This is a genomic window from Gemmatimonadaceae bacterium (genome assembly GCA_020852815.1).
GTDB lineage: Bacteria > Gemmatimonadota > Gemmatimonadetes > Gemmatimonadales > Gemmatimonadaceae > SCN-70-22.
Window position 1 is genome coordinate 77,740 of record JADZAN010000046.1, and the last position, 12,624, is coordinate 90,363.

Consider the following 12,624-nt stretch of genomic DNA (forward strand, 5'->3'; position numbering starts at 1 on the left):
CTCGTCAGGCGTCCTCGCCAGCTGCACCGTTGGCGCCTGCGGACCCGCGTTGCCGGTTGGCGACCACGCGGAAGATCGCGCCAGCGAAGACGGGGGCATTCGACTCGAGCGGGAGCCCGCGCGAATCGGTCACCAGCCGCTCGCCGGCAACGATCGCCTCGGCGAGCGCGGCGTCGACCAGGCGCACCGCATCGACCGGGGTTCCATTGGCCGGGGCATCGACGCCGCGGCCATTCACGTACACGCGCACCGTGGCGCTCATGGCTTGGAGAGGGGGATGAGGCGCGCGTCGCTGGGGGCGCGCACCGGTTGCGGGCGCGTGCGCAGGTACTGCGCGAGCGCGTCCAGGTCGGACATCCGGAGGTCGACGACTTTCGCTGCGCGCTTGGCGAGCGAGAGGCCGTCGCCGCCCATCAGGATGAAGTCGAGCGTGACGAGGGTGTACAACTGCCGGGCGTTGACCGGGCGTCCATCGCTGAAGGTGAGCGAGGTGACGCGCTGCCCTGCCGGCCGTGCCGGATCGTAGGTGACCTTCACGCCGCTCAGGTGCATTCGCACGTTGGAGGTATCGACGATCTCTTCCAACAGGCGTCGCAGGTCGCGCCCGAGCACGTGCACGCGCATGAGCGAGTTGCCGAACGGTTCCACCTCGAACAGCTTCCCCAGCGTGACCCAACCGGCATACAGCGGGGCGCGCACGCCGCCGCTGTTCATCAATCCCACGTCACCCTTCCCCACCGTGCGAAACGCATCGGCAATGAGGTTGCCCAGCGTCCCCGATGCCCCCGCGTTCATCCGCTCGGCGATCTCGGCGACCGGCTTGTCGTAAATGGCGTTGGCGCGGGCGAGGACAGAGTCGGTGTAGGCAGCTGACGGCCGGTCGGCGGCGACCGAGTCACGCCAGACGTTGCGTACGATGACCGGCGGTGCCTCCGCGCTCGAGAGCGGGATGTCGATGACCCCCACCGCGGAGCCGCGCGAGTACGCCTGCACGATCGGGATTCCCTTCACGCGCGTGGCCACGCCGGAATGCGTGTGTCCACTGACGATCGCGTCGATCTTCTCGGTGACGGCGTTGGCCAGGTCGACGATCTCGCCGTTGCAGCCGTCGAGGCTCCGGCGGTCGCAGAAGGCGCCGGCGTGAGCGATGACGACCACCACGTGGGCCCCGCGTGCGCGCAGCGCGCGCGCGCGTTCGTCCACGACGCGCGCCGGGTTGGTAAAGCGCAGCCCCACGACGTTGGTCGCCTTGGTGGTGGTCGGGGTCTCCACAGTGGCCACACCGATCACGCCGACCCTGACGCCCTGCACATCGACGAGCGTGTCGTTGCGAATCCACGGGACGTCGCGGCCGGCGCTGTCGGTCACGTTGGCGCCGAGGATGGCGTACGGCGCCTGGCGCATGCGCGCCTTGAGCGAATCGACTCCCCAGTCGAACTCGTGGTTGCCTAACGCCGAGGCCACCAGCCCGTGCCGCGCGAAGAGCGAGACGACGCTGGCGCCGTAGGTGATGTTGGACGCCGGCGTCCCCTGGAACTCGTCGCCGCCATCGAGCCAGAGGGAGGCGCAGGTGGGCGCCTGACATTCACGGCGCGCCTGCTCGATGGCCCCGATGAACCACGGCGCGCCCCCCCGCAGCACGCCGTTGTTGTCGGCGCGCGCCTCGAAAGCGCCATGGAAGTCGTTGGTGGCTATGACGCGGAGCCAGCGCCCACTCGTCAGGCGGTTGGCGGCAGCTGACGGCCGGCGCGTGGTTCCGCTGGCGTCGAATGCGCTCGCGTGCATGCCCCGGTACGCCGCGTCGGCCGCACCCGACGGCTCCAGCGCCCAGTTGCGCACGGCGAAGTCGTCCGGGCGCAACGTCCCGCGGCGGCGCACTTCCGCAATGAGGAGGTCGCGGATCTCCTCCTGCTTGTCGTAGATGAGCGGCGCATCGCGCAGCATCGCGTAGCCGCCCCCGCCCGTCTGCCGGTAGTTGTTCAGCGCCAGCGTGAACGAGTCGGTGTCGGCCACGTCGCGCCCCTTCACCTGCAGGCGCGTGACGCGGCTCCCGATGGGGCGAGAGATGTCGATGGTGTAGTCCGCGCCGGCCACGATGTCGAAGTTGTAACCGGGCACCGTGGGATCGGTGGGCGACTGCGCCGCCTCCGGTGTCCCCGCGGTGCGATAGTAGCGCGATGAGTACTCGAGATACTCGCGCAGCTGCTTCCCGGTGATGCGCACCGCGCGCAGCGTGTTGTCGTACGGATACAAGCGCGCCACCTCGGCCACCGTTACCGGACCGGCGTCGAGCGAGGCGCCGATGTCGAAAGCGGCGGTCGAGGCCAGGTCGGTCCCCGCCGCCTGGCGCTGCGTTTCCAGGATGAAGTCGATGAGTGGCGTGTCGCGCACGCGCGCCGAGTCGGCGCGCCAGGGCACCGGCGTGGTGCCTAACGTCTGGTTCACCCAGCGCACCGTCTGCTCATGGGCGCGCTGCGTGACGGCGAGGACGGCCGGATGCTCGGCGTGACCAGCGTCGCGCACGATCTGGCCGCGCGTGCGCGCCACCGTCCACGCCGCTCCATCGTGCGTGAGCGTCATCGTCGCCAGCGCCACCGACGTTGCCCAGTTGCGCGCCTGCACGATCGTCACGCCGTTGATGGCGGTGTCGGCGACTTCCTTGTGCGAGTGCCCGATGACGATGAGGTGCACCCCGGGGACTTCACGCGCGATGCGCGCCCCGACGTTCTCGCTGGGGAGCCCCGTGGACACCGTGTCGTAGCTGGCCGGCTCGCCGAGCCCCGAGTGGACGACGACGACGACCGCGTCGGAGCGCCGGCGCACCGCCTGCACCTCGCGCCCGACTTCCGTCACGATGTCCTTCAGCTGCAACCTGCCGGCGACGTTGTCGCGGTCCCACACCAGCACCCCGGGGGTCGTGGCCCCCACGATCCCGATGCGCACGCCGCCGCGCTGCACCACCGTCGACGCCGGATACGCGCGCTGGCCGTTGGTGCGGAAGGTGTTGGCAGAGAGGAAGGGGAACGTTGCCTGCGCGACGGCCTTGTCGAGCGTCGGCAGGCCGTAGTTGAACTCGTGGTTGCCCAGCGCCGCGGCGTCGTACTGCATCGCGTTCATCGCCGCGATGACCGGGTGCGGCGCCGCCGTGTCGATGCGCGCCGCGACATAGGTCAGCGGATTGCCCTGCAGCAGGTCGCCGGCGTCGACGAGGACGACATGCCCAGGGCGGGCCTTGCGCACCGAGTCGACGATGGTGGCGGAGCGCGTCAGGCCGCGCAGTGTGTCGGCGGCATCGGCGTAGTAGTCCCACCCGCGCAGGCGCCCGTGGACGTCGGTGGTGGCGGCGACGATGATGACTGTCGAGTCGCCGGCCTTGGCGGTTGGGGCGGCGGCGGATGCCGAAGCTGACGCGGGGCGCGCCGTGGACGAGGCACAGCCACACAGCGCGACCGCCGCCAGCGCGGCGAGCAGGGAAAGGCGGGGGGCGACAATCGCTCGGCGGCGCCCTTCCCGACGCACGACGCGCGGGAGGGCCATAACGGGGTGACGCATGGGGAGAAGCTAGCGGCCCCCCTCGTCGAAGGGGAGCGCCGGGCAATGCGGCAGAGCCGTGATTGACCGGGGCGAAGGCGTTCGCAAGCTTCCAGATACTGCCCGCCGCCGGCACCTGGTGCCCGTCGCGGACGGGGCCATGTCTCGTGCGCCGCAGCCCGCCCTTTCGTGATCGATACCAAACCGTGACGCCTTTCCAGCTTCTCCCCAGGCCGTTGATCCACGAACGTTCTCCGCACGAATACACGGCGGGGTTAGTCTCGTGAAGCCGCTCATCATCGGCATCGCGGGAGGGACGGGGTCGGGGAAGTCGACGGTGGCGCGGCGCGTCGCGGAGCAGTTGTCCCACGCGTCGGTGGCCTTCATCGACATGGATGCGTACTACCGCAACTTCGTGCACCTGCCGATCGAGGAACGGCGCCAGGTCAACTGGGACCATCCCGATGCCTTCGACCTCGACCTGCTGGTGGAGCAGCTGCAACAGCTGGTGTCGGGGACGGGGATCGAGAAACCGATCTACGACTTCGTGACGCATACGAGACGTGCGGAGACGCGACGGGTTCCCCCCGCCGACGTGATCGTGGTCGACGGAATCCTCCTGTTCGTGGATGAACGGGTGCGCGATCTCTGCGACGTGAAGGTCTTCGTCGACGCCGAGGCCGACATTCGCCTCGCGCGCCGCATCAAGCGCGACATGGCCAAGCGGGGGCGCCCGCTGGAGGACATCCTGCAGCAATACATGACGACCGTGCGCCCCATGCACGAGCAGTTCGTGGAACCCAGCAAGCGCTACGCGGACGTGATCGTCCCGCGCGGCGGCCACAACGCCGTGGCCATCGAGATGATCACGGCCAAGATCCAACGCCGCTTCGACGCGGCTGGCGCTGAGTCGCGCGACAGCGTTCGCGACAGCGTCCGCGAAGGCGCGCGCGAAGGCGCGCGGGCATGACGGCGCGCCCGGCCGCAGGGAGCGAGCGCGTGCTCGTCGTCGACGACGAACCGGATATCGTCGCCCTCGTCGCCTATCACCTGGTGAAGGCAGGCTACCGCGTCTCCACCGCCGCCTCGGGCCCCGACGCGGTGGCCGAGGCGCGACGGGAGCGCCCCGCCCTGGTCGTCCTCGACCTCATGCTCCCCGGGATGTCGGGCTTCGAGGTTCTGGAGCAGCTCCGCGCCGATGAGGTCACGCGCGACGTGGCGGTCCTCATGCTCACGGCGCGCAAGGACGAACCGGATCGCATCAAGGGGCTGTCGTTAGGTGCGGACGACTACCTCACCAAGCCATTCTCGCCGCAGGAACTCATCCTGCGCGTGGGTGCCATCCTGCGCCGGCTGCAGGCGGGGCAACAGCCGCCGGGGGAGACGCTGCGCGTGGGTCCCATCGCGATCGACCGCGCCGCGCACCGCGTGCACGTGGACGGGCGCGAGATCGAGCTCACGCCGACCGAATACAAGCTCCTCCTCACGCTGGCCGAGCGTCGCGGGCGCGTGCAGGCCCGCGCGCACCTGCTGGAAACGGTGTGGGACGCGGCCCCCGACATCCAGACGCGCACCGTGGACATGCACGTGCAGCGCCTTCGCACCAAGTTGGAGTCGGCCGGCGAGTTGATCGAGACCGTGCGGGGATTCGGCTATCGCCTCAAGGCGGCCCAACCACGCAGTGCGTGAGGCTCTCCCGTCGGCTGCTCGCCGGTTCGCTCCTGCTCATCGGCGTGCTCGTGCTGCTGGTGGTGGTGGCGCTCGACTGGCGGCTGGGGCTCAGGCTGCACGACGAGACCGAGGCGGAACTGTGGCGTGAGGCGAGATTCATCGCCGCCGCGTGGCACCCCGGCGTCGACGCCGACTCGCTCGCCAACGCCGCCGGCGAGGCGCTGGGACATCGCGTCACGCTCATCGACTCGTCAGGCAAGGTCATCGGCGATTCCGAGTTCGACGCGCCGGCGCTGGGGCGGCTCGAGAACCATCGCACGCGCCCCGAAGTCATCCAGGCGCTGCAGGCGGGGCAGGGATCGTCGGTGCGTCGTTCCCCGTCCGCTGGCGACGAGGAGCTGTATGCGGCGCTGCGCACGCCGTTTGGCGTAGCGCGCGTCTCCATCTCCACGTCGTTGCAGACGGCGATCGTCCGCCGGGTGCAAGGCGACGTCCTCTCCGTCGCCATCGTCGCCACGCTGGTGGCGCTCCTGCTCGCCGTCCTCTTCGCGCGCTCGGTCACGCGCCCCATCCTTGAGCTGCGCGACGACGCGCAGGCCATTGCCGGCGGCGACCTCGCGCGCCGCCCCTCGCTCGTTGCGCCTGGCGAAGTGGGCGAGCTGGCCTCGGCGTTCCATCGCCTGGCCGAGCAGCTCTCGGCGCGCGTGGCCGCACTCGAGGCCGACGACGCGTTGCTGCGCGCCCTCACCGAGGCACTCAACGAAGGAATAGTCGCCCTCGACGGACGGCAGCAGGTGCAGCACATGAATGCCGGCGCGCGCCGCCTGCTGGGGGCGCGCGATCCGCTCCCCTTCCCCGCCGACCGCCTCCCCCGCGATCGCGTGTTGCGCGAGGCACTCGCCGCGGCCTTCGCCGGCTTCGCCACCGACGCAATCGAGACCACGCTCAACGACCGCGCCGTCACGCTCACCGCCCGAGCGCTGGATGGTGGAGGCGCCGTCCTCGCGCTGCTCGATGTCACCACCATACGCCGCCTCGAGAAGGTGCGCCGCGACTTCGTTGCCAACGTCTCGCACGAACTGCGCACCCCGCTCACGGTGGTGAACGGCTTCGCCGAGACGCTGCAGGACCCCTCGCTGACCCCGGAGGATCGCACGCGCTTCAGCGCCACCATCCTCTCCAACACAAACCGGATGCAGCGCATCGTCGACGACCTTCTCGACCTGTCGCGCATCGAGTCCGGCGGGTGGCGCCCAGCGCCCGACGACGTGGACATCCGCGCCGTCGCGCAAGAGACCTTTGCCGGCGCGCGCGCCATTGCCGACCGCAAGCGCGTTGCCCTGCAATCGGAGATTGGCGACGACCTCCACGTCGTGCACGCCGACCCCACCGCGCTGCGTCAGGTCCTTGGAAACCTCGTGGACAACGCGCTGCGCCACACCACTGCCGGCCACGTGACCATCGCCGCCATTCGCGAGGACAACGGTGTGCGCCTCACGGTGCGCGACACCGGATCAGGAATCCCGGCCGAGCACCTCCCGCGCATCTTCGAGCGCTTCTACCGCGTCGATGCCGCCCGCTCGCGTCAGGAAGGGGGGACGGGGCTCGGCCTGGCGATCGTGAAGCACATGGTCGAGGCGCACGGCGGACGTGTCACGGCGGAGAGCACCGCCGGGGTGGGGACGAGCGTCAGCGCCTGGTTCCCCGACCGTGCGCGACCATACGCCGGCGACACGGCGACCGGGGCGAGCGGGGCGGGCGACACCTAACGAAGGCGCCCTCCCGTGACGGCTCTGTTGCACTGCCGTCGCCAAGCCGTGTCGAAGGATGAGCAATGTAACGGAGCGCCGCGCGCCAGCCGCGCCGCGCAGCTCCCTTACGTGCGAGACACACATGCCCCGTCGCATCCTCGACTCCCTCGCGCGAGCGCGCCATGTCGCGCTCGCGCTGGCGGGATCGGTCTGCCTCCTGAACGGTATCGGCGCACCGCGCCCCCTGCACGCCCAGTCGACAGCGCCTGCCGGACGCATTGTCGGGCGCGTGATCGACGTCGCCAGCGGCCTCGGACTCTCCGACGTCGGCATCCAGGTGGTCGGCACCACGTTAGGCGCCATGTCGGGCGTGGACGGCCGCTACACGATCGCCAGCATCCCGGCCGGCACGGTCACCCTCCAGTTCCGCCGCATTGGCTACACGCCGAAAACAGTCACCGGCATCATGCTGGGCGCCGACAGGACACTGGCGCAGGACGTGACGCTTTCGACGGCGGCCATCACCCTCGCCGCCCAGACGGTCACCGCCAGCGCCGAGCGTGGCTCGGTGGCCGACGCGCTCGACGCGCAGCGCACCGCCACCGGCATCGTCAACGCCATCACCGCCGAGCAGATCGCGAAGAGCCCGGACTCCGACGCCGCGCAGGCCGTGCAGCGCGTGAGCGGCGTGACGGTGCAGGACGGACGCTACGTCTTCGTGCGCGGACTGGGCGAGCGCTACACCGTGACGCAGCTCAACGGCGCGCGCATGCCAAGCCCCGAGCCCGAACGCCGCGTCGTCCCGCTCGATCTCTTCCCTACCGGCATGCTGCAGTCGGTGACGACGGCCAAGACCTTCACTCCCGACCAGCAGGGAGACTTCTCCGGGGCGCAGGTCGACATCAGGACGCGCGAGTTTCCGGCGCGCCGCACCTTCACCTGGCAGAGCAGCGCGGGGTACAACGGCGGCGTCACCGGACAGTCGATCCTGGGGAGCGTGAATGCCGGCGGCGAACCGTTTGCCATGGGACGCTCCAACCGCGCGCTGCCGGCGCTGGTGCGCTCGGCGGGCAACTTCCAGCACATCGAGCTGACGCAGGGCGACAAGAACCGTCTGGTGGGAACCTTTCGCGACGCCTGGACGCCGGGGCAGCGCAACGCCCTCCCCAACGGCTCGATGGCGATGTCGGTCGGCGGCAATGATCCGATCCTCGCTCAGCGCATCGGCTACCTCCTCTCAGGAACGTACAGCTACTCGGAGGAGCTGCGCACCGGCCAGCGCCGCGCCCTTGCCCAGCGCGGCTCGACGCCAGGCACCACCAACGAGATCGATCGCTTCGAGGGATCGACGGCCAACCAGGGGACGCTGTGGGGTGGGCTGCTCAACCTCAGCACGCTGCTGGGAGGGGCGACGCGCGTCTCGCTCAACAACACCTACAATCGCACCAGCGATAACGACGCGCGCGTCGAGCGCGGATCGTTCGAGAACGAAGGGATCGCGGCGCGCATCGATCGCATGCAGTACGTGGAGCGCTCGGTGCGCTCGTCGCAGCTCGCCGTCGAGCACCAGCTCGGCGAGCGGCACCGCATCGACTGGCAGGTCACGACGTCGGGCGTGCGCCGCGACGAACCCGACCGTTCGGAGTTTGTCTCGGAGATCGTGAACCCCGGCGCCGCCAACGAGCAACAGTTGTGGCTGTCGACCGGCAACGGCGGCGCGGTGCGCACCTTCTCCACCCTCACCGAGGACGCCAACGAGGGGCGGGCGAACTACCTCCTTACCTTCAGCGGCTTCGGGCGTCCGCAGATGCTCAAGGTCGGCGGGCTGTGGCGCGGCACCGATCGCGACGCCGACTCACGTTCGTACTCCATCAGCGCGCCACGCATATCGCTGGCCGACCGCGCGCTCCCCGCCTCGCAGCTCTTCGACGGGCGCTTCACCACCCCGACCTCATCGGTCTTCGAAATCGCCCCGCTGTCGCAGGGCGGCGCGTATTCGGCGAGCGACCGCCTAACGGCCGGCTACCTCATGGCCGACCTCGCCCTCTCCGACCGCCTGCGCCTCATCACCGGCGCCCGCTACGAGCGCGACGACCTCACCGTCAACGCGCAGTCGACGTTAGGCCAGCCGGTGGTGACGCAGAAGCTGTGGAACGACCTCCTCCCCTCGGCGGCGCTCAACGTCAAGCTGGGCGAGTACCAGTCCGTACGCGTTTCAGTGTCGCGTACGCTGGCGCGCCCCGAGTACCGCGAACTCTCGCCCATCAAGAGCCGCGACGTCCTCAACGGCGACGACCTCGAGGGGAACCCGAACCTCGTGCGCACGCGCATCGACAACGCCGACATCCGCTGGGAGTGGTACCCCGACGCCGCGGAGATCGTGAGCGTGTCGCTCTTCGCCAAGGCGTTCTCCGACCCCATCGAGCGCGTGTACAAGAGCGCCGGCGCGCAACGCTTCCTGGCCTACGTGAACGCCGAGCGGGCGACTAACTACGGCGTGGAGTTCGAGCTGCGGAAGGGGCTCGGGATGTTCGCGCAGGCGCTGCGAGCGCTGACGGCCTTCACCAACCTCACCGTGATGTCCTCGACGATCACGCTCGGCGACTCCGCACGCCAGGCGTCGACCAACCCGTCGCGCGCCATGGTGGGACAGGCGCCGTACGTGCTGAACGCGGGGCTCACCTACGCGAGCGCGAACGGTGCCACGAGCGCCACGCTCCTCTTCAACCGCGTGGGCGATCGCATCGATGCCGCGGGCGACCAGCCGCTGCCTGACGTGAAGGAACTCGCGCGCAATGTCCTCGACCTCTCGCTGCGATTCCCGCTTGCCGGTGCGCTCAGCGCCAGGTTCGACGCCCGCAACCTGCTCGACGCCCCCTACCAGACCGTGCAGGGGACGGTCGTGCGCGAGTACTGGCGCACCGGACGCACCATCCAGCTCGGCTTCCAGTTCCGACCCTGACAACTCCAGCCCTTCAGGACTCCGCATGATACCGTTCTCCCAGCAGCTCCTCCGCAGCGCCGTGGCAACCGGCGTGTTGTGCACGCTCGCCGCCTGTGGCGACAGCGACAGTCCCGGCGCGCCGGACCGTCCGTCGCCACCACTGGGCCTCTCCGCAACCGCGCTCTCGTCGTCGAGCATTCGCGTCTCCTTCAACAGTGCGGCTGGCGACAACAGCTACGTCGTCGAGCGCGCCGAGGGGGCCGGCACCTTCGCGATGGCCGGTTCAGTCACCGCCCCCGCCACCGCGGGCGCCGTCACCTTCGCCGACGCCAACCTCAAGCGCGAAACGCTCTATCGCTATCGCGTGAAGGCGCAGCGCGGCACGCAGGAAAGCGACTACACGAACGAAACAGCAGCCACCACGCTCGCCTTCGGCAGCGCCGCCAAGGACATCACCGCCGACATCACGAGCAACACGACCTTCAACGCCGACACCGCGTACACGCTCAAGGGCTTCATCCACGTCACCAACGGCGCCACGCTCACCATCCAGCCGGGGACGACGATCAAGGGCGACTACGCCACCCTCGGGTCGTCGCTCTTCGTCATGCGCGGCGCGAAAATCCAGGCGGTCGGCACCGTCGATGCGCCCATCGTCTTCACGTCGTCGCGCGGCGTTGGCCAGCGATCGCCCGGCGACTGGGGCGGGGTGATCATCATCGGCAACGCGCGCTCCTCCCGCGACGGCGATGTGGAGGTGGAAGGGAGCGGCACCGACGGGACAACGGTCGCCTCGGGGAAGAACTATCGCGTTCTCTACAGCGGCGGCACGAGCGATACCGACTCGAGCGGTGAGCTCAAGTACGTGCGCGTCGAGTTCGCGGGCTTTGCGCCGTCGGTTAACAACGAGCTCAACTCGTTCACCTTCGCCGCCGTCGGCAGCGGGACCAGGCTCTCGTACCTCGAATCGCTCTCCGGCCTCGATGACTCCTTCGAGTTCTTTGGCGGTACCGTCGATGGTTCGTACCTCGTCTCCTACGAATCGGGCGACGATCACTTCGACATGTCGGAGGGATACCGCGGCCGCCTGCAGTACCTCGTTGCCTACCAGAGCACCGTCCTCACGCCGCGCACCGGCGCCGGTTCGGTCTCGACCGATCCGCAGGGGATCGAGAACGACGGCTGCAACGGCACGGGATGCACCAACGGCTTCGACCAGGCCCCCTTCACCACGCCCGTGGTGGCCAACTACTCGCTCGTCGGCACGGGCGACGCCTCCACCTCGGGGGCGAGCGGCGGCGTCGGCGTCATGCTGCGTCGCGGAACCGGCGGCTACTATGTGAACGGGGTGCTGGCCCGCTGGCCGCGCAGCGCGATCGCCGTGCGAGACGCCGAGACGTACAAGCGCGCCGGCAACGCGCCGATTCCCGACATCGCCACCAGCGACCTGGCAGTGCGCAACATCCTCATCGCCTCGTCAGGCACCACGTTCGAGACGGGATCGGCACGATACGCCTTCGACATCGCCGGCAACGCCATCACGGTGAACCCCACGCTCGCCATCACCGACCTCTTCACCGCGATCCCCGACGTCGCCTCGCCCAACACCACGGCCGCCAGCTTCGACTGGACGCCTAAGGCGGGGAGCGCTGCCGCGGCCGGTGGTCTCGCCGCCTTCACCGGCAAACTGGCCACGGCCGCCGGGGCGGCCGTCACGGGCACACCCTACCTCGGCGCTGCCGCACCGGGAGGGAGCAAGTGGTGGCAGGGGTGGACATACTACGCGCGCCAGTAGGCGCCGCACCGTCCGCTCCACGTTGCGCGGAACCGACCAGCGTCATGGGCCGGTCCCGCGCCTCACTCCACGAAGCCCGAGTGTGCGCCCACTCACCTTGTCCCGAAGGACACGTACTCTGTCGCTCGCGGGCAGCGTCCTGATCGCCGGACTCGCCGCCTGCGGGGAAGGCGGCGCGGCGCCTTCGCGTGTATCTGGCGCGCCGACGCGCGACACCGTGGTGCTACAGCTGCAACCGCCCGACTCCGTACACCGTGCGCGCGCGGACTCGCTGGCATCGCTGCATCGAGATTCCGTCGCCCGTGCACTCGCCGACTCGATGCATCGCGCCACACCGGGCTACGTCGTCGACTCGGCGCGTTCGCCATTGGCGCAGTTGCAACGCTTCCGCGCCTCCCTTCCCACGGTGCGCAACCTGGCCGGCGGCGCGCCATCGCGTGATTCGCTGGTGGCACTCGTCATCGCCGCCGTCACGCGGCACGACGCGCACGCATTGGCCGCGCTCGCCGTGTCGCGCGCCGAGTACGCCTGGCTCGTCTATCCCGAACTCCCGATCGCGCGCGCTCCCTACAATCACCCGCCCGACGCCGCGTGGATGCTCCTGGCCGCCGAGAGCCGCGCCGGTCGCTCGCGGCTGCTGGAGCGCTTTCGCGCGACGCCGCTCGTGGCGCGCGCCCTCGCCTGCGACGAGCGCGAGACGTACGGCAGCCTGACGCTCTGGCCTAACTGTCGCGTGACGGTGCCGGGGCGCGACGGGGAGGCACGGGCGCAGCGCCTGTTTGGCGCGGTGGTCGCGGTCAACGGCCGCTTCAAGCTGCTCTCGTTCGGCAACGACTTCTGACAGCGCTCGCGACCGGGCGCTCGGGCTCTCGTCCGCCCCCTCGCTCGCCGCGTTTGTAACGGCGCGGTCACAGCCGCATGAGGTGTGACGG

The 12,624-nt window shown here is 69.8% G+C and carries 8 protein-coding genes; 6 read left to right on the plus strand and 2 right to left on the minus strand.

Features of this window, described 5'->3' with window-relative positions:
* Positions 1-4: 4 nt before the first annotated feature.
* Together IT359_20295 and IT359_20300 are read right to left on the minus strand one after the other, a co-directional pair.
* Positions 5-262 carry a hypothetical protein gene (locus tag IT359_20295; protein ID MCC6931340.1) on the minus strand — a complete coding sequence of 86 codons (258 nt, stop codon included), beginning with the start codon at positions 260-262 and terminating at the stop codon, positions 5-7.
* Positions 259-3,552 (minus strand): 5'-nucleotidase C-terminal domain-containing protein, encoded by a 3,294-nt coding sequence (locus tag IT359_20300; protein MCC6931341.1) that lies wholly within the window; start codon positions 3,550-3,552, stop codon positions 259-261. The genes IT359_20295 and IT359_20300 overlap by 4 nt, the downstream gene beginning before the upstream one ends.
* A gap of 262 nt (positions 3,553-3,814) precedes the next feature.
* Between IT359_20300 and udk the strand changes: the two genes are divergently transcribed.
* The 6 genes from udk (at position 3,815) to IT359_20330 (ending at position 12,533) form a co-directional block, all read left to right on the plus strand.
* Positions 3,815-4,501 carry a uridine kinase gene (gene udk / locus IT359_20305; GenBank protein ID MCC6931342.1) on the plus strand — a complete coding sequence of 229 codons (687 nt, stop codon included), beginning with the start codon at positions 3,815-3,817 and terminating at the stop codon, positions 4,499-4,501.
* Complete coding sequence (locus IT359_20310; GenBank protein MCC6931343.1) at positions 4,498-5,220, plus strand: response regulator transcription factor; 723 nt, start codon at positions 4,498-4,500, stop codon at positions 5,218-5,220. Before udk ends, IT359_20310 begins: the two co-directional genes overlap by 4 nt.
* A complete protein-coding gene (locus IT359_20315) occupies positions 5,217-6,971 on the plus strand; it encodes a HAMP domain-containing protein (protein ID MCC6931344.1) in 1,755 nt (584 codons plus the stop codon). The genes IT359_20310 and IT359_20315 overlap by 4 nt, the downstream gene beginning before the upstream one ends.
* A gap of 124 nt (positions 6,972-7,095) precedes the next feature.
* Positions 7,096-9,915, plus strand: a complete 2,820-nt coding sequence (locus IT359_20320; GenBank protein ID MCC6931345.1) for a TonB-dependent receptor — start codon at positions 7,096-7,098, stop codon at positions 9,913-9,915.
* Between the two features lie 25 nt (positions 9,916-9,940).
* Positions 9,941-11,692: a fibronectin type III domain-containing protein gene (locus IT359_20325; GenBank protein MCC6931346.1), complete on the plus strand. Its 1,752-nt coding sequence runs from the start codon at positions 9,941-9,943 to the stop codon at positions 11,690-11,692.
* 319 nt (positions 11,693-12,011) lie between these two features.
* On the plus strand, positions 12,012-12,533 hold the full coding sequence (locus IT359_20330; GenBank protein ID MCC6931347.1) for a hypothetical protein: 522 nt from the start codon (positions 12,012-12,014) through the stop codon (positions 12,531-12,533).
* The last annotated feature ends 91 nt before the right edge of the window (positions 12,534-12,624 follow it).